Annotated in this window: 16 protein-coding genes and 1 tRNA gene; 9 read left to right on the forward strand and 8 right to left on the reverse strand. The window is 68.1% G+C overall.

Annotated elements, in window-relative coordinates; genetic code table 11:
• Positions 1-437 (reverse strand): hypothetical protein (locus ABD810_RS23210; protein ID WP_344944081.1); only part of this gene is annotated, 437 nt, incomplete at its 3' end.
• A 7-nt stretch (positions 438-444) separates the two neighbouring features.
• On the opposite strand from ABD810_RS23210, the gene ABD810_RS23215 reads away from it, so the two are divergent.
• The 3 genes from ABD810_RS23215 to ABD810_RS23225 all read left to right on the forward strand — a co-directional run bounded on the left by ABD810_RS23215 (position 445) and on the right by ABD810_RS23225 (position 3,276).
• On the forward strand, positions 445-816 hold the full coding sequence (locus ABD810_RS23215) for a hypothetical protein (protein WP_344944084.1): 372 nt from the start codon (positions 445-447) through the stop codon (positions 814-816).
• A 64-nt stretch (positions 817-880) separates the two neighbouring features.
• Complete coding sequence (locus ABD810_RS23220) at positions 881-1,618, forward strand: hypothetical protein (protein WP_344944087.1); 738 nt, start codon at positions 881-883, stop codon at positions 1,616-1,618.
• A gap of 182 nt (positions 1,619-1,800) precedes the next feature.
• Positions 1,801-3,276 carry a tyrosine-type recombinase/integrase gene (locus tag ABD810_RS23225; protein ID WP_344944090.1) on the forward strand — a complete coding sequence of 492 codons (1,476 nt, stop codon included), beginning with the start codon at positions 1,801-1,803 and terminating at the stop codon, positions 3,274-3,276.
• A gap of 32 nt (positions 3,277-3,308) precedes the next feature.
• Here the strand turns inward: ABD810_RS23225 and ABD810_RS23230 are convergent, their stop codons facing one another.
• The 3 genes from ABD810_RS23230 to ABD810_RS23240 all read right to left on the reverse strand — a co-directional run bounded on the left by ABD810_RS23230 (position 3,309) and on the right by ABD810_RS23240 (position 5,514).
• Entirely contained in the window at positions 3,309-3,626 is a 318-nt protein-coding gene (locus ABD810_RS23230) for a chorismate mutase (RefSeq protein WP_344944093.1), read from the reverse strand.
• 485 nt (positions 3,627-4,111) lie between these two features.
• A tRNA-Ile gene (locus tag ABD810_RS23235) sits at positions 4,112-4,185 on the reverse strand.
• Between the two features lie 246 nt (positions 4,186-4,431).
• Positions 4,432-5,514: a cellulose binding domain-containing protein gene (locus ABD810_RS23240; protein ID WP_344944096.1), complete on the reverse strand. Its 1,083-nt coding sequence runs from the start codon at positions 5,512-5,514 to the stop codon at positions 4,432-4,434.
• A 226-nt stretch (positions 5,515-5,740) separates the two neighbouring features.
• Here ABD810_RS23240 and ABD810_RS23245 point away from each other — a divergent pair, with 226 nt between their 5' ends.
• Complete coding sequence (locus tag ABD810_RS23245) at positions 5,741-6,310, forward strand: TIGR03086 family metal-binding protein (RefSeq protein ID WP_344944099.1); 570 nt, start codon at positions 5,741-5,743, stop codon at positions 6,308-6,310.
• Positions 6,311-6,323: 13 nt separating this feature from the next.
• Here the strand turns inward: ABD810_RS23245 and ABD810_RS23250 are convergent, their stop codons facing one another.
• Positions 6,324-6,605 carry a hypothetical protein gene (locus ABD810_RS23250; protein WP_344944102.1) on the reverse strand — a complete coding sequence of 94 codons (282 nt, stop codon included), beginning with the start codon at positions 6,603-6,605 and terminating at the stop codon, positions 6,324-6,326.
• A gap of 73 nt (positions 6,606-6,678) precedes the next feature.
• Positions 6,679-8,355, reverse strand: a complete 1,677-nt coding sequence (locus ABD810_RS23255; protein ID WP_344944104.1) for a sodium:solute symporter family protein — start codon at positions 8,353-8,355, stop codon at positions 6,679-6,681.
• A gap of 344 nt (positions 8,356-8,699) precedes the next feature.
• Here ABD810_RS23255 and ABD810_RS23260 point away from each other — a divergent pair, with 344 nt between their 5' ends.
• Positions 8,700-11,606 carry a cellulose binding domain-containing protein gene (locus ABD810_RS23260; RefSeq protein ID WP_344944107.1) on the forward strand — a complete coding sequence of 969 codons (2,907 nt, stop codon included), beginning with the start codon at positions 8,700-8,702 and terminating at the stop codon, positions 11,604-11,606.
• A gap of 61 nt (positions 11,607-11,667) precedes the next feature.
• Here the strand turns inward: ABD810_RS23260 and ABD810_RS23265 are convergent, their stop codons facing one another.
• Positions 11,668-12,735 (reverse strand): hypothetical protein, encoded by a 1,068-nt coding sequence (locus ABD810_RS23265; RefSeq protein ID WP_344944110.1) that lies wholly within the window; start codon positions 12,733-12,735, stop codon positions 11,668-11,670.
• Between the two features lie 383 nt (positions 12,736-13,118).
• Here ABD810_RS23265 and ABD810_RS23270 point away from each other — a divergent pair, with 383 nt between their 5' ends.
• The 3 genes from ABD810_RS23270 (at position 13,119) to ABD810_RS23280 (ending at position 15,937) form a co-directional block, all read left to right on the forward strand.
• Positions 13,119-13,547 carry a TIGR02611 family protein gene (locus ABD810_RS23270; protein ID WP_344944115.1) on the forward strand — a complete coding sequence of 143 codons (429 nt, stop codon included), beginning with the start codon at positions 13,119-13,121 and terminating at the stop codon, positions 13,545-13,547.
• A gap of 172 nt (positions 13,548-13,719) precedes the next feature.
• Positions 13,720-14,913 (forward strand): PucR-like N-terminal domain-containing protein, encoded by a 1,194-nt coding sequence (locus ABD810_RS23275; protein ID WP_344944120.1) that lies wholly within the window; start codon positions 13,720-13,722, stop codon positions 14,911-14,913.
• 184 nt (positions 14,914-15,097) lie between these two features.
• Complete coding sequence (locus ABD810_RS23280; RefSeq protein WP_344944123.1) at positions 15,098-15,937, forward strand: esterase/lipase family protein; 840 nt, start codon at positions 15,098-15,100, stop codon at positions 15,935-15,937.
• Positions 15,938-16,005: 68 nt separating this feature from the next.
• Here the strand turns inward: ABD810_RS23280 and ABD810_RS23285 are convergent, their stop codons facing one another.
• On the reverse strand, positions 16,006-16,326 hold the full coding sequence (locus tag ABD810_RS23285; RefSeq protein ID WP_344944128.1) for a GroES family chaperonin: 321 nt from the start codon (positions 16,324-16,326) through the stop codon (positions 16,006-16,008).
• 96 nt (positions 16,327-16,422) lie between these two features.
• Between ABD810_RS23285 and ABD810_RS23290 the strand changes: the two genes are divergently transcribed.
• Positions 16,423-16,974 carry a DUF1349 domain-containing protein gene (locus ABD810_RS23290; RefSeq protein WP_344944131.1) on the forward strand — a complete coding sequence of 184 codons (552 nt, stop codon included), beginning with the start codon at positions 16,423-16,425 and terminating at the stop codon, positions 16,972-16,974.
• Positions 16,975-17,070: the final 96 nt, after the last annotated feature.

Genomic DNA, 17,070 nt, shown 5'->3' on the forward strand with positions numbered 1-17,070 from the left:
GGATCGGTCTCGCTCTTCACCAGGCCGGCGGGCGTGAGGCCGCCACCGGCCGCCGTCTCTGTCCCGTCGGTGTAGGCATAGATGGTGGAGCGACCGCTGGGGAAATCCGTGGTGACCGGCGTCGTCTCCTTGGACTTCTCGCCGAACGCCGTGTAGTCCCACTTGATGGCGTAGGTGTTGCTAGTGCTGCTCGTCGACCGCGCGTCCCGGTAGGCGGTCATCTGGTCGTTGCGTGGGTCGAACTTGTCGGCGGCGTTGAGGTAGTAAGCGGCGTAGGAGGTCTGGCAGTCCCCGGCCGATCGGCATTTGGTGATGCTGAGTTCGTTGCCACGCTCGTCGTGGGTGACCTGGGTGGTGTTGCCGTTGCGGTCGGTGATCTTGCCGAGGAAGCAGCAGAGCAGCCAGGTGGTCGGCCAGATCGCCGCAGTGGATCTCAAGGCCGGCATGCTGTTGGCCGTCTCCGCCTTGACCAGCCAGACCACGCCCGGTCCCGGTCAGCAGGTGGTCGTCGTCGCCGTCAAACCCAGCCAGGTGCCGGCGCGGGGGCTGCACCCCGGAGACCCGATCAAGGTGGTTCCCACCAACGATGAGCAGAACGCGACCGCCAACCAGGCCGACGCGACCATCGCCACGATAAGGCCGACGAGAGCTCTTCCGGCCTCAGGTGTCCCCGCTGTGGTCTCCCAGGTGGCCGGCCCCAACGTGGACGGGTTCGTCGTCGTAGACGTGCTCATCGAGGACAGGGCGGCTCCCCTGGTCGCCCAGTACGCCGCGGCTGGGCATGTCGCACTCACTCTCATTCCGCGGAGTCGCTGAGATGGCTGTATATGCGTTCGCATCCGCGGGTGGATCTCCTGGAGTCACCACCACGGCGTTGGCGGTGACCTACAGCTGGCCGGAGCGGGCATTGCTGGCCGAATGCGATCCTTCAGGCGGCTCGGTGCTCGCCGGGCACCTGTCGGGGCGGATGCCCCCGGCGCCGGGACTGCTCGAGCTCGGCCTGGCACTGGCACACAACACCGACCCCGAGGTGGTGTGGCAGCACCTGGTCCGGGTGGATCCTTCGGTGCGGTGGCGGCTGCTCCCCGGATTGCAGGACCCACGCCAAGCTGCACAACTGGATGGAGTATGGCCGGCGATCGCCGAGGCGCTGGTGACCGCTATGGGAGACCAGGCCGATGTCTTGCTGGATCTGGGCCGCATCGGCGATCGAGAGACCCCGTATGCGCTACTAGGTGCGGTCGATCTGCTGTGCATGGTGGTACGGCCCACGTTGCGCCAGGTGGACGCGGCCCGGCACCGACTGGAGGCGCTGGGGTACGGCCCTGGTGGCCAAGGGGCACTTCCTGTGGCGTTGTGCGTGGTCGGGGAGGGTCCCTACAAGTACTGGGAAGTCAGCGAAGCACTGGATGGGCTCCCGGTGGTGGGCCGGCTTCCCGCTGATGCTCAGGCGGCGGCGTACTTCTCCGATGGCATTGTGCCGCGCCGATGGACCCGGGTGACCACCTTTCTCCAGGCGGCTACAGGGCTGGTGGTGGCGCTGCGACGCATGGCCGAGCCGGCCCAAGCGGCGAGGCGACCGGCTTCGGCTGGTTCCGGGCGCAGGAGTGGGCGATGAGCCAGCCGGGTGGACGCGGCGGCCGGGTGTGGCCACCTCCTGGGCTTCCGACGTCTTGGGGTAACCGTCCCGATCAGCTGCCGCTCGGCGGCAGGCTCCCCGGTCGCTCTGACACGCCTTCGCCCCCTGCGCTGTCGGTTGAGGGTCACGATGCGGCGGGGTTCGCGCAGACCGTGAGCGCGATGACCCCTGTGGTCACCCAGGCGTTGCAGGAGGCGGGGGAGGAGCACCCGGACGCGGCAATGGCGCTCATCCGCTCATGTGTGGCCGGTTGGGCGCAAGAGCAGATGCGTTCGGGTACCTCGGTGACCGCCGCGACGCAGGCCAGGCTGGCGCGGGCGCTGTATGAAGAGCTGTATGGGATGGGCCCGTTAGCGCAGATCGTCGCCGATCCCGAGGTGGAGAACATCGACATCAATGGGTGCGACCAGGTATGGGTCAGCTACCGCGACGGACGGATCGAGCGCGGTCCGGCGGTCGCCGCATCAAATGAGGAACTGATCGGCAAAGTTCAGCGGTGGAGCACCTACCAAAGCGCCAACCCCAGGGAGTTCAGCTGGACCAACCCACTGCTGAACGCCGCATTGGGCGAGGAGTTGCGGCTCAGCGCGGTGATGTCGGTCACCCCCTACCCGTGTGTGTCGCTGCGTTTTCACCGCCACGTCGATGTCACCTTGAACGACCTCGTGCAGCTGGGCACCTTGGATCCGGTGTTGGCGGCGTTCCTGCGCGCCGGGGTGCGGGGCCGTAGGCCGGTGTCGCCGGCCACGATGCACCGCATCCGCGCCACGCTGCGGCACGCGCTGAATCTGGCGATCAAACAAGAGCGGCTGATCGACTTCAACCCGGCCGCGGTGATCGAGCTGCCGGACGCGGTGCGACCCAAGGCGCTGGTCTGGACCGCCGAGCGGGTCCGGCACTGGCAGGGCGAGCACGCCCGCCACTTGGCCACAGTCAAAGGACGCGCGGCCGGGAAACGGATCAATGTGGTCGACACCTGGATCGGTGCGCCCCGTCCTTCTCCGGTGATGGTGTGGACCCCCGAGCAGACCGGCCGGTTTCTGGCCGCCGCTGCTACCCATCGGCTGTTCGCGCTGTATCGGCTGGTCGCCTTGCGGGGATTACGCCGTGGCGAGGCCTGCGGGCTGCGGTGGAAGGATGTAGACCTGGACTCAGGAGTGGTGGCGGTGTGCTGGCAGGTCATCCAACTCGGCTGGGACACCATTGAAGGAAAACCGAAAACCGACGCCTCCGAGCGCGTCATCGCCCTGGACGCCCAGACCATGACGATCCTCCAAGCGCACCGCAAGCGGCAAGCCAGGGAACTGCTCGCCGCCGGCCCGGCCCGAGTGGACTCAGGATTCGTCTTCACCAACCCTGATGGGTCCCGGCTGCATCCCCAGCACCTGACCGATCAGTTCTGCTGGCTGGCATACACCGCCGGTCTGCCGCCGATCCGGCTGCATGACCTGCGCCACGGGGCCGCCTCGATGATGCTCGCCGCCGGGGTGGATGTGAAGATCGTCCAAGAGACCTTGGGGCACACCTCCTCCAGCTTCACCCGCGACACCTACACCTCGGTCTACCCCGAAGTCGCCAAAGCCGCCGCGGAGAAAACCGCCGCGCTGGTGATCCCAGCGGCAGGGTCGCACAGATGAGCGACATCGGCCAGTGCGGTGACCATGAACGTTCACCGGGTTGGCCGTTTCGTTGGCACGTGGCCGCCATGTCGAGCCTGCTCGGCGATTTCCAGTTCGATGAAGGCCTCGATCATCGCTTGCCACACCGCTTCGGCGACCACGGGCGCCAACCCCGCTGTAATGGCGCGCTCACGTGCCAGCGCGATCACCTGCTCTACTCGAGCGGGCGCGCGAACCGCCTGCTCATCGGCCTTGAACGCGGCAGCCGCCCGTACCAGGGACTGTCGGTCGGCCAGCAGACGGATCAGGTCGGCGTCGATAGCGTCGATACGAGCGCGGATCTCTGAAAGCGACTCCACATCAGCCATGTTTTGATCATCCCATGGGCTGGCTAACCTGAACGCCTCCATGAACCGGCCTGCCGATCAACCCGGTGGACGTTCGTGGTCACCGTACTAGCTGGTGGTGCACGTGGCCGGCCACGCTGCAACCAAGATGCTCGCCGATCTTGATCATTTGGCCGGCGGTCTGGCCGCCGACCAGTTGCCCTGGCCTGGTATCACCCGCAGGCGGCGGAGAGCCACCGTGGGCCGTATTGGTCGCTCGGCGAGGCGTGAGGCCGGCATCTGCGATACCGGGGCCGCGGTCTGACAGGCAGGCCATCGCATGTTGGACTCCCATGCCCGTCTCAAGCTAGGCGTCCCGACCACACATGCTCGCCGCACTACGCCGGAACGATCATCGGCGCGCTGACCTTGCGCGGACGATCCCCCAGCGATCCCCCCAGTGCAGAACAATGCTCCAGAGTAGAAGTGGATCATGTGAACTTGCAGGTGAGGGGCATGATCGCGAGTAGGGCGGGTGGGACTTGAACCCACGACCGACGGATTATGAGTCCGCTGCTCTGACCGGCTGAGCTACCGCCCCGCAAGCCTGGAGTCTCTCATAAGTTGGGATCCGTGTGAGCATGGGGAGTTGTTCACTTTAGCTCGTCCCTGGACAAGTTTGATACGGGCTCGCCTGGACGGGTGGTGATCAGGTCCAGGGTGGGCGGCTGACGCCCTGGAATGAGCCGCCCACCCTGGGCCGATCGGACCAGGGGACCGTGCCGGGGGAGTCGCGGGGTGGTGGGAGTCGAGAGTGGTGGGAGTCGACGGTGGCGGCTCGGGGTGGTCAGGAGGGGGTGCAGGTGATGGTGGCCGGGGGGTTGTTGGTGGTGGTCCAGGTGGCGTTGAAGCCGAAGACGGTGGAGGCGGACGCGGCCAGGTTGCCGTTGTAGCCGAGGTTCCTGACCGTCACGGTGCTGCCGGTCTGGGTCGGGGCGCCGTTCCAGAGCTGTGTGATCGTCTGGCCGTTGGGGAAGGTCCACGTGGTCGTCCAGCCGTTGATCGGCGCCGAGCCGGTGTTCCTGACCGTCACCTCTCCGCCGAAGCCGCCCTGCCACGAGTTGGCGATCTTGTAGGTGGCCGAGCATCTCGTGCCCGAGGGCGGTGGCGTGGAGGTGGTGGGGGTGGGCGTTGGGGTTGGCGTGGGTGTGGTGGGCGGGTTCGTGCCGAGCAGGCGGGCGAGGGCCGGGTACCACTTGTCGGCCATCTTCTGGTCGCCCGCGCTGTTCGGGTGCACGCCGTCATAGGTGTCAGCGGCCGTGCTGAACCCGGTCCACTGGTCCACGACCACGATCGGCGACTGCGTGGTCGTCTTCGACTGTGCCCAGCCGGGGATGGCGGCGTTCAGCGCGACGGTCCGCTGGGCGCATTCGGCGCAGGTGCTGGGGTTCATCGGGATGATCTGGGCGACGAGGATCTTCGTGGCGGGGTTGGCGGCCCGCATCTGGTCGACCAGCTTGCCGTACGCCGCGAGGATCGTGGCCGTCGGCCGGTTGCTCCACACGTCGTTGGTCCCGAAGTGCATCATGACGATGTCGGGCCTGGTGGTGGAGAGCCAGCCGGGAAGCTGGTTCTGGTCGGCCACGTTGGTGACGAGGGCCCCGCCGTGCCCCTCGTTGTCGCCGTCGTACGACACCCCGCACCCCTGGGGTGGCAGGGTGCCGACGAAGTCGAGGCCGGTATAGCCGCCCTGGGCCAGCTTGTTCCACAGGAGGGCGCGCCAGCAGCCGGGGGAGCCGGTGATGGAGTCACCCAGCGGCATGATCCTCACGGTCGCGGCCCGCGCCGGAAGCGCGGGCGTGATGATCACATAGGCCAGGACTCCGATCAACGCCGTCACCATCGCCAGGAGCGCACGCCTCGTCGCCATCTGCCACCTCCCATGGTCGCCTCGCGATCGTAGGGACACGAGTCCTTCCAGAGGAAGGAATCGGGCGCCGTAACCCAGGCGACCTGCGCTTCCGCCTCGTCGGCAGCTGAAATTTACATGGTCTGCCCGACCCGTCAGATAGGTAGGAAATGTCCTACCTATCTGCTACCTTCGGTGTGCGCCGGAGTGGCGTACGCGTTCCGTGGCGAAAGGCAGGGCTAGATAGATGTCGGTAGTGGGAGATCGTTACGACCGCTTGGCGGGGGAGTTCCTCCGGCGTATCGAGGCGACGCCGATGGACAGGTGGGACGCGCCGAGCCCATGCGAGGGCTGGTCGGCGCGTGAGGTGGTGGCCCATGTCGTCGTCAACCACCGGATGATCACCGAGGGGGCGCTGAGCGGGCATTTCGCCCCACCGGGGTCCGATCCCCGGCCGGCGATGGACGACGCCGATCTCGCCGCCGCCTTCGACGAGTGCCGGCGGCGCTTCGTGGCCCTGCTGGACGATCCGGCCTTCGCCCTGCACACGTTTCCGGCCCCGATCGGTCTGGTGACGCTGGAGCGCGCCGCCGACGTGATCGGAGTGCTGGAGCTCCTCGTCCACACCTGGGATCTCGCCCGGGCGGTCGGTGGCGACGAGAAGCTCGACGAGGAGGCCGTGGCGGCGACGTACGAGGCGATCAAGCCTCACTACGACGCGCTGCAGGCGACGGACGCGTTCCTTCCCCGGATCGCTCCGCCGCCCGGAGCGGACGTGCAGACCGAGTTCCTGTGCTTCCTCGGCCGCAGGCCCTGATCGGAGGGAGGCGTCAGGACGGGTCGCCGGGCTCCTTCTCCTCCTCGGAGCGCGAGGGGTCGGGCGCGTCGAGAGGGCGCAGCCGTTCCCAGACGAGGAAGACGGCGGCGGCGACGAGCATCGCGACGCCCGTCCAGAGGTTGATGCGCACGCCTTCTGCCTTGTCCACGGCGGCCTGCCCGTCCAGGAGGCCGACCACCGTGAGGACGAGGCCGTACACGAGGAACAGCCCGCCGATGATGCGGCGGATGTCGAACAGCCGGGCGACGCGCTTGCTGCCGGTCTCGTCGCTCACAGGGGTCTCCGATCATGGAATGTCACGGCCGTGAGGGCCGCCGTGGTGGCGCTGGTGGTGATGGTCATGGGTCTCAGGCGAACGGGATGTACAGCAGGGCGCCGAGGATGACCGCTCCGGCGCCGAGCAGGATGGGTGAGCGGTACCAGGCCTTGTCGCCCGCCAGCGCGTCGTCGGCGATCGAGGCGTCGCTGAGCCCGTAGACGAGGCCACGCAGCTCGCTCTCGGGCTTGGGCGTGGTGGCGAGGGTGACCGCGACGGAGACCAGCGCGTCCACGACGAAGGCGGTGCCCGCGCCCCAGAAGGTGGCGTTGAGCTCGGTGCCGAAGTCCAGCACTCCCATCCGGAACAGGATGTAGGAGGCGAACGCGGCGACCGTGCCCGTCAGCAGTCCCCAGAAGCCGGCCCACGCGGTCATCCGGCGCCAGAACAGGCCGATGATGAAGGTCGCGAACAGCGGTGCGTTGAAGAAGGAGAACAGCGTCTGCAGGTACACCATGATGTTGCTGAACCCGGCGGCGATCAGCGCGGTGCCGACGCCCATGACGACCCCGCCGACGGTGGCGAGGCGGCCGAGCCGCAGGTAGTACTCGTCCGGCCTGTCCTTCTTCACGTGCGACTTCCAGATGTCGTAGGTGAAGACGGTGTTGAAGCCGCTGATGTTGGCCGCCATCCCGGCCATGAACGAGGCGAGCAGGCCGGTGATCGCGATGCCGAGCACGCCGTTGGGCAGCAGGTCGCCCATCAGCAGCGGGATCGCGTAGTTGTACTGGGCGCCGCCCGGCTTGCCGAGATCGTTGAAGAGCACGAGCGCCACCAGGCCGGGGATCACGGTGACGGCCGGGATCATCAGCTTGGGGTAGGCCGCGACGATCGGGGTGAGCCGCGCCGCCGTGGTGTTGCGCGCCGACAGCCCTCGCTGCACCTCGGCGAAGTTGGTCGTCCAGTAGCCGAAGGAGAGCACGAAGCCGAGCCCCAGCACGATGCCGACCCAGTGCGCGCCCAAGGGGTTGGCGTCGGCGGACCCGGTGTTGGCCCAGGCGTGCAGGCCCGGCTCGCCCATCGCGGTCTGCCGGACCTTGTCCGCCAGCCCGGAGAACCCGCCCACCTTGATCAGCCCGAGTACGGTCACCGGGATCAGGCCGGCGAGGATGACGAAGAACTGCATCACCTCGTTGTAGATCGCCGAGGACAGGCCACCGAGCACGACGTAGGTGAGCACGATGGCCGCCGAGACGACGATCGACAGCAGCAGCGGCCAGCCGAGCAGCGCACCCATCACGATCGCCAGCGCGTACAGGTTGATCCCGGCGATCAGGATCTGCGCCGCGGCGAAGGTGATCGCGTTGAGCAACTGGGTCTGGCCGTTGAAGCGACGCCGCAGGAAGTCCGGCACGCTGTGCACCTTGGAGCGGTAGTAGAAGGGCATCATCACGATGCCCAGGAACACCATCGCGGGGACGGCGCCGATCCAGTAATAGTGCACGGTGGCGACGCCGTACTGGGCCCCGTTGGCGGCCATGCCGAGGATCTCGGTGGCGCCGAGGTTGGCGGACAGGAACGCCAGGCCGGTGATCCAGGCGGGAAGCGACCGTCCCGAGAGGAAGAAGTCCAGGCTGGTGTGGATGGCCCGGCGTGCGGCGAAGCCGATGCCCAGCACGGTGATGAAGTACAGCGCGAGGACGGCGTAGTCAAGCAGGTTGACGTCCAGCTTCAGGTCCGGCGCCGCTAGAGCGAGGTGAAGATGCACGAACCCCCCGTTACCCCGAAATTTCCTCCTTTCACTTGCTGCGGGGGTGAACTATGCGTTCGACGGTCGCACCGGTACCCGGTCGCCTGACCCGGTTCACCACCGTGGACGCGATCTGCCACCGGTGCGCCACCGCCGTGACCGGTACGCCCAGCGTGCCGCACGCCTCACGGCCAGGGGGTAGAAAGTTTAGTCCCCCAACTATTGACGTGCCGGGCCCGGCTGTGTGAACCTGCGGCCGAGGCTGTCAGGAGCCTCGTCGTCACCATGCACGCTGGAGGTCGACGGTCAGGGTCCCACCTGATCGTGCATGGCGGTTGTCCGCGTTTCGAAGGGAACCGTTCATGCGCAAGAAACTCCTCAGCCTGCTCGCGATCGCGCTGGCCGCGTCGTTCGTGGCCGGCCTCAAGGCCCCGCCGGTCGTGGCCGCCGCGTCCGAGCCGTACACCTACAAGAACGTGCAGATCGCCGGCGGCGGGTTCGTCCCGGGCATCATCTTCAACCAGAGCCAGAGGGACCTCATCTACGCCCGCACCGACATCGGCGGCGCCTACCGGTGGAACCAGAGCAGCCAGACCTGGACGCCGCTGCTCGACTGGGTCGGGTACGACAACTGGGGCCTGAACGGGGTGGTCAGCATCGCCACCGACGCCGTGGACCCGAACAAGGTCTACGCCGCGGCCGGGATGTACACCAACTCCTGGGACCCGAACAACGGCGCGATCCTGCGCTCCGGGGACAAGGGCGCCACCTGGCAGAGCACGCCCCTGCCGTTCAAGCTCGGCGGCAACATGCCGGGCCGGGGCATGGGCGAGCGGCTGGCGATCGACCCCAACAGGAACAGCGTCCTGTACTTCGGGGCGCCCAGCGGCAACGGCCTGTGGCGCAGCACCGACTCCGGCGTCACCTGGGCGAAGGTGGCCAACTTCCCCAACGTCGGCAACTACGTCCAGAGCCCCGGTGACCCCTACCTCGGCGACAACCAGGGCGTCGTCTGGGTGACGTTCGACAAGCGCACCGGCACGGCGGGGAACGCGACACAGACGATCTACGTCGGGGTCGCGGACAAGGCCAACACCGTCTACCGCACCACCAACGGCGGCACCTCCTGGGAGCGGGTCGCCGGGCAGCCGACCGGGTACATCGCGCACAAGGGCGTCCTCGACACCACCAACGGCCATCTCTACATCGCCACCAGCGACACCGGCGGCCCGTACGACGGGGCCAAGGGCGACGTGTGGCGGTACACCACCGCGACCGGCGTGTGGACCCAGATCAGCCCCATCCCGTCGAGCAGCGCCGACGACTACTTCGGCTACAGCGGCCTGACGGTCGACCGCCAGCACCCCGGCACGCTCATGGTCGCCACCCAGATCTCGTGGTGGCCGGACGTCATCTTCTTCCGCAGCACCGACTCGGGAGCCACCTGGACCCGGGTGTGGGATTTCACCAGCTATCCCAACCGATCGTTCCGCTACAAGATGGACATCTCCGCCGCTCCGTGGCTGACCTTCGGCGGTAATCCCGCCCCACCCGAGACCACGCCCAAGCTCGGCTGGATGACCGAGTCGCTGGAGATCGACCCCTTCAACTCCGACCGCATGATGTACGGCACGGGCGCCACGATCTACGGCACCACCGATCTGACCCAGTGGGACGCCGGCGGTCAGTTCACCATCAGGCCCATGGTGGCCGGGCTCGAGGAGACGGCCGTCCTGGACCTGATCAGCCCGCCTTCCGGCGCTCCGCTGGTCAGCGCGCTGGGCGACATCGGCGGCTTCCGCCACAACGACCTCACCAGGGTCCCGGCCATGATGTTCACGGCGCCCAACTTCACCAGCACGACCAGCCTCGACTACGCCGAGGCCAATCCCAGCGTGATGGTCAGGTCGGGGAACTTCACCGACTCCGACCGGCCCAACGACAGCCACGTGGCGTTCTCCACCGACGGCGGGGCCAACTGGTTCCAGGGCACCGAGCCCGGCGGCGTCAACAGCGGCGGCACGGTCGCGGCCAACGCCAACGGCAGCAGGTTCGTCTGGGCGCCGGGCGACTCCGGCCAGCAGGTGGTCTACTCGGTCGGCTACGGCAACAGCTGGACCCAGGCGTCCGGCGTCCCCGCGAACGCGGTGATCGAGTCCGACCGGGTCAACCCGAACAAGTTCTACGCCTTCTCGGCGGGCGGCTTCTACGTCAGCACCAACGGCGGGGCGGCGTTCACAAGGACGGCCGCCACCGGGCTCCCGTCGACCGGAAACGTGCACTTCAAGGCCCTGCCCGGCGCCGAGGGCGACATCTGGCTGGCCGGCGGCACGTCCGGGCTGTGGCACTCCACCAACTCCGGCGCCTCGTTCACCAAGGTCGCCAACGTGGCCGAGGCGAACAACGTCGGCTTCGGCAAGGCCGCGCCCGGCCGGACGTACCAGGCGCTCTACCTGATCGGCCGGGTCGACGGCGTGCACGGGGTCTACCGGTCCGACGACACCGGGGCCACCTGGATACGGATCAACGACGACAAGCACCAGTACGGCAACTTCGGCGAGGCGCTGACCGGTGACCCGCGGATCTACGGCCGGGTCTACATCGGCACCAACGGCCGCGGCATCATCTACGGCGACCGCAACGGCACCCCGGGCACTCCCGACACCACGGCGCCGTCGAGGCCGGGCACGCCCACCGCGTCGTCGATCACCTCCTCGGGCGCGTCGCTGTCGTGGACGGCGTCGACGGACAACGTCGGGGTGAGCGGCTACGACGTCTACCGCGAGGCCGGCGCCACCGACGTGAGGGCCGGCACGGCGAGCACCGCGTCGTTCACGCTGACCGGCCTGACGGCCGGCACGTCGTACACGTTCTATGTCGTGGCCCGTGACGCGGCCGGCAACAGCTCCACCGCCTCAAGCCCGGTCACCTTCAGCACCACGAGCGGCCCCGGCGGAGGCGGAGGCGGATGCACCGGCACCTACAGGATCGCCCAATCCTGGCAGGGCAACTTCCAGGGTGAGGTCGCGGTCAAGAACACCGGCACCGCGGCGATCACCGGCTGGACGGTGAAGTGGACCTTCGCCAACGGCCAGACCATCAGCCAGCTCTGGAACGGCACCTACACCCAGACCGCGGCGGACGTCACGGTGCGGAACGCGAGTTACAACGGCAACCTGGGCCCTGGCGCCTCGACGTCGTTCGGCTTCCAGAGCACATGGACCACCACCAACACCGTCCCCGCGACGGTGACCTGCACGGCGAGCTGACTCGGAGGACGGGTCCGGTGCCGTCCACGCACCGGGCCCGTCCCGTCCGCCAAGGGATGGGTCACCGGGCCGAGACGTAGGTGACCATCGAGGGCTGGTTCACGCGGGTCACGCCGTTGTAGCAGATGACGTTGCGAACGATCACTTCGTTGCCCCACGTGGCCCACAGGGTGACGAGGTTGCAGAATTCCGGACCCGGTCCGAAGGCGGTGACCTGGACGTCGTCCTCCAGCACGCCGACCTTGTGGAAGGTCATGAGGCGCTGGCCGGGGGCCGCCGACTGGATCTCGTTGAAGGAGCCCTGCGAGTTGTAGCTGATCTCCGGCGGCACCGGCGTGTACGGCCCGGGGGCGGCGGGCGTGTTGTCGAAGACGTAGGCGAAGTTCTTCGGCGGGACCGCGGCGCCCGTGATCGCCCGCTCCCGCTGGTAGGTCAGGTTCCACCCGGTCTTGAGCGGGACGTTGGTCGCGTCGTGGCACCTCACCTGGATGCGCTGCCCCGAGGGGGACGGCGCCCACGCGCTCACCTTGCAGCGGGCAGGGACGCTGGAGTCGACTGCCGTGACCTGGATGTTCCCGGCCACCCCGGTCGATCCGAGCCCTGGGAGGCCGACGGTCCACACGCCGACACCGGTCGGGACGACGCTGTTCGCGGCGAGCGCCGAGTTGAACTGCGTCACGATGCCGCCCCCGTCCCAGTGCACGTAGCCGAACGCCTCCGGCGCGGGCAGCGAGCCGGTGCTCTCCTCGAACACGATGGAGAAGCGGGTGGACACCGGCATGCCGCCGTAGTGGTGGCACTGCACCGCCACGACCTCGTCGGTGCCCTCCGGCCACCATTTCTGCACCTGGCACCAATCGGCGGTCTGCGACACCGCGGTCACGTGCACGACTCCGGAACGACTGGCGATCTGCGGGAACTTCACGAACGTCTGGCCCAGCGCGCCGGGTGAGACCTGGACGGTGAACCCGGGCGGCCAACTGCCCGCCTGGTGCGCCAGGGAAGGGACGCCGGAGGTGGTGTCGACGAACGCGAACCCCCACCGGTCAGGTACGGAGGCCTGAGCGCTCGTGGCCACCGAGCCGAGGCCGGCCGCGAGCAGGGCCATGACGCAGAGTATCCGTGTCATCGCTCTTGGTAATCGACGCATGGTGTCCTCCATCCGCTCGGGTGCTGCACAGTCACATGGAACCGCGGCGCCGGTGGTCCGGCGAGTCTGATTCGGGATGGAGTGTCTGGATCACACTGCCTCTATGGCTGTTGATAGCTCGCTTGTTGACCTCTGAGAAGACCCAACCTTGCCCGTCCGGCCGCGTCTTCGGGACCCCGCGGCCCATCGGCTCGTACCGAGGCGCGGCCGGGGGCCGTCCGAAAAGCCGCAGGTACGGCGCCTACCAGGGCCCCGGGTCTCCGTCTGGAGTCGTACGGCGAGTTCTACCTGGGGGAGGAGGTGAGCACTATGGGTCCGACCTATTCTGGACATTGACATGGGGTCGAACTAAGGGGTGGCTGGTGGCCGTGACCGACGACAGGCGCGGTGACGCCACGAACAGCTCGAGACGTGAAGGTTTCAAGAACTGGCTGGACGGCGTGCGCTCGACGCGCACGGGGCGTCTGACCGTGAAGGTCATCATCGGTGTGGTGGGGGCCGCGCTCGTGATCGGCGGCCTGCTGCTCGTGCCGTTGCCCGGTCCGGGCTGGCTGATCGTCTTCGCCGGCCTCGCCGTGCTCGCGACCGAGTTCGCATGGGCCCACCGGTTGCTGGAATACGGCAAGAAGACCCTCTCCGCCTGGACCGACTGGCTCAAGCGCCAGGGCTGGCCCGTGCGCATCATCGTCGGCGCCGTGACGCTGGCCGCCGCCGCCGTGCTGGTCTGGTTCACGATCAAGCTCGGCTTCGGCATCGACCTCCTCGACCAGGCCCGCGCCTTCGTGGCGTGAGGGGCCGGCACGCGAGCGTCTCCGAATATCGGATTGTCACCTCAGCGCACACCAACTCGCGGGGAAATGTGAGGTAAAGCAGAAGAAAATCGCGTTGATCGGAGTAACGTCCGGACTGAGCGATCCTCACCGGACAAGAGGTGCACCAGGTGAGTGCCATCCAGGGATTCGTGTGAGCGCCGTCTCCCCGGCGCTGTCCCACGTGCCACGCGAGTTCGCGGACGTCATCCGTGCCCACATGGCCGATCTCACCGAAGAGATGATCAGGGAGATCCAGGCGAGCGTGCCGGAGTACTCCCGCCCGGGGGACGAGGAGTACGTCAGGGCCGTGCGGCGCGCGGTGGAGGAGGCTCTCAGGCACTTCCTCGTCCGCGTCGCCGGCAATGGGGCGAGCAAGGGCCGGTTGCTGGAGGTCTACCGCGCGATCGGCAAGGGTGAGGCCAACGAGGGACGGCCGCTGGACTCGCTCCAGGCGGCCCTGCGGATCTGCGCCCGGGTGGCCTGGCGGCGGCTCGCCGTGGAATCCGAGACGCTGAACCTCTCCCGGCAGCGCATGTGCGAGGTCGGGGAGGCGATCCTGGTCTACCTGGACGAGATCGCCGCGGCGGCGGCCGAGGGCTACGCGGAAGCACAGATCAAGGTGGCGGGCGAGCGGGAGTCGCGCCGCCGTCGCCTGCTCGACCTGCTGGTGTCCGACCCGCCCGCCGACTCGCGGGCCGTGGAGGACATGGCGCGGGCGGTGCGGTGGACGGTGCCCAGGACCATCGCCGGGGTCGCGCTGGCCGCCCGGTCGCCGGGCGTCGCCGCCAGGCCGGCGCTGCCGCCGGACCTGCTGTCCGACCTCGACCGCTCGGATCCGTGTCTCATCCTGCCCGACCCCGAGGGTCCCGGCCGGGCCCGGGCGCTGGACGTCGCGCTGAGGGACTGGGTCGTGGTCCTCGGTCCCCCGGTGCCGGTGCACGAGGCGGTTCACTCGCTGCGGCTGGCGCGGGAGGCGCTCACGCTGGCCCGTCGCGGGGTGCTGGCGTGCGACCAGGTGATCCGCTGCGCCGACCATCTCTCCACGATGATCATCTTCAGGGACGAGGCGCTGATCAGGATCATGCGGCGGGTACGGCTGGCGCCGCTGCGCGCCCTGCGCCCGGCGCAGCGCGACCGTATCGCCGAGACCCTGCTGGCATGGCTGCAGAGCGGCAACGCCAACGAGGTGGCGGCGCGGCTGCACATTCATCCGCAGACGGTTCGTTACCGGCTGAGGCAGGCGACGGAGCTTTTCAGCGACCAGTTGAAGGCGCCGGACGACCGGTTCGAATTGGAAATAGCACTGCGCGCCCGGGCGCTGGCCGCGCAGGCCGTACAGCACTGAGAAAGGGTGCGCCGGGCATGGAGACGAGTTCTCTTCGGCATGCCTGAACTGCGGTTTTGTCATCCCGGTGATATGTCTGCGGGTGCGTTTCATTTCCGTGGGCAGAGTTATTCGCTTCCAACTCGCTTAACTTTTCTGACATTCAGTCGCAATCCTGCGCTAATGGCTGGAAGGCAGGAAGGTTATGCGTTTTCGAGTCGTCGTCTCCGCGTTGGCGGGCGCGGTACTGATCAGCTCGGCCTTCACAGGGACCGCGCACGCCGAGACCTCCCCGCAGGGGGCGAACGACTGGAGTTGCCGGCCGTCGGCCGCTCACCCGCGTCCCGTGGTCCTGGTCCACGGCACCTTCGAGAACATGGCGATCAACTGGGTGCATCTCTCACCTGTGCTGAAGCGGAACGGCTACTGCGTCTTCGCCCTCAACTACGGGGGCACTCAGGACGCCCTCATCCAGGGCACAGGGGAGATCGCCCGGTCGGCCGAGCAGTTGTCGGCCTTCGTCGACCGCGTGCTCGCGGCCACCGGGGTGCCCGAGGTCGACCTGGTCGGCCACTCCCAGGGCGGCATGATGCCGCGCTACTACCTGAAGTTCCTCGGCGGGGCCGCCAAGGTGGGCAAGCTGATCGGCATCGTGCCCTCCAACCACGGCACCAGCCTCAGCGGCCTGGTCGCGCTCGGCCGCCTGCTCGGCCTCATCGGGCCGGTCACCGAAGCCTGCCCGGCCTGCGGCCAGCAGATCGCCGGATCGGCCTTCCTGGCGAACCTCAACGCGGGCGGCGACACGGTGCCCGGGGTGGACTACACGGTGATCACCACGAGGTACGACGAGGTGGTCACTCCCTACACCTCGGCCTACCTCGGCGGGCCCGGGGTGCGGAACATCCTCCTGCAGCAGGTGTGCCCGCTCGACCTCAGCGCCCACGTGGGCGTGATCGTCGATCCCGTCGTGCACAGGTTGGTGCTCGACGCGCTGCGCGCCTCGCCCCCTGAGGGACGTGTCAACTGCCTGAACCCGCTCGGCTGACCCGCGGGAGCACCGGCCGGCCGGGCGCGGCGCCGGGGCGCCTCCCCTCTCGGGGGAGGCGCGACGGGTCAGAGGTAGAGGCCGGTGCCCTGCTCGGACTGGGGGGTCGCGACGGCGTGCAGGTCGCGCTCGCGCATGACGAGGTAGACCTGGCCGTGCACCTCGACCTCGTACTGGTCCTCGGAGTTGAACAGGACCTTGTCGCCCACCTTGACCAGGCGGGCGTTCGCGCCCACGCCGCACACCTCGCCCCAGACGAGCCGGTTCGCCATCGTGACCGTGGCCGGGATGACGATGCCGGCGGAGCTGCGGCGCTCCTCGGTCTCGTGCTCGACCTTGACCATGACGCGATCGTGGAGCATCTGGATCTCGAACTTCGGGTCAGCCACATCCGAAGCTTATTGGGCCGGTAGGGCGCGGGCGACGGGCCGCCGCTGGAAGCGCTCTCAGCGGGGTGATCGGTAGGGTGCTCGCGAGGAGGCACGATGACCGGGGATTTCAGCGAGTGGCAGTGGGTCAACGAGCCCGCGAAGTGGTCGGCGGGCGAGGATCTGCGGGTGACCGCCGACGCCCGTACCGATCTGTGGCGGGTCACCCACTACGGATACACCTACGACACCGCGCACATCTTCGGCAGGCTCATGCCGGGTGACCTGCGCGTGACCACGACGTTCCAGGCTTCCTACGCCGAGCAGTACGACCAGGCGGGCGCCATGCTCCGGATCGACGAGAAGAACTGGATCAAGGCGGGGGTCGAGTACGTCGACGGCAGGCTCAACCTCAGTACGGTGGTCACCAGGGACTTCTCCGACTGGTCGATGCTGACGCTCTCCGTTCCGGCCGAGACGGTGACCCTGGAGTTGGCGCGCGAGGGCGACACGGTGATCGTGAAGTACGGGCTCGACGGTGCCGATCCGGTCGGCATGCTGCGCCTCGCGTACTTCCCGCCCGAGGTTCCGGCGCTCGCGGGCATCATGTGCGCGGCGCCCGAGGGCGAGGGGTTCGAGACCCGCTTCACCGCGGTCAGGGTCGAGTGACGCGAGGTCCGTGAACGGACGGCCGTGCAGGTCAGGGCGCTCGATGGGCACTTAGGGCAGTAAGTCGGCATGTATGCACTAATGACCGGTTTTTCG

Origin of the sequence: Sphaerisporangium flaviroseum (genome assembly GCF_039537005.1) — a bacterium.
GTDB classification, from domain to species: Bacteria; Actinomycetota; Actinomycetes; order Streptosporangiales; family Streptosporangiaceae; genus Sphaerisporangium; species Sphaerisporangium flaviroseum.

Coding starts and splice junctions, on each gene's coding strand:
- ABD810_RS23280 (WP_344944123.1), top strand. CDS start 15,098: ATGCGTTTTCGAGTCGTCGTCTCCGCGTTGGCGGGCGCGGTACTGATC.
- ABD810_RS23245 (WP_344944099.1), top strand. CDS start 5,741: ATGTCGGTAGTGGGAGATCGTTACGACCGCTTGGCGGGGGAGTTCCTC.
- ABD810_RS23240 (WP_344944096.1), bottom strand. CDS start 5,514: ATGGCGACGAGGCGTGCGCTCCTGGCGATGGTGACGGCGTTGATCGGA.
- ABD810_RS23215 (WP_344944084.1), top strand. CDS start 445: ATGCTGTTGGCCGTCTCCGCCTTGACCAGCCAGACCACGCCCGGTCCC.
- ABD810_RS23260 (WP_344944107.1), top strand. CDS start 8,700: ATGCGCAAGAAACTCCTCAGCCTGCTCGCGATCGCGCTGGCCGCGTCG.
- ABD810_RS23230 (WP_344944093.1), bottom strand. CDS start 3,626: ATGGCTGATGTGGAGTCGCTTTCAGAGATCCGCGCTCGTATCGACGCT.
- ABD810_RS23290 (WP_344944131.1), top strand. CDS start 16,423: ATGACCGGGGATTTCAGCGAGTGGCAGTGGGTCAACGAGCCCGCGAAG.
- ABD810_RS23225 (WP_344944090.1), top strand. CDS start 1,801: ATGACCCCTGTGGTCACCCAGGCGTTGCAGGAGGCGGGGGAGGAGCAC.
- ABD810_RS23265 (WP_344944110.1), bottom strand. CDS start 12,735: ATGACACGGATACTCTGCGTCATGGCCCTGCTCGCGGCCGGCCTCGGC.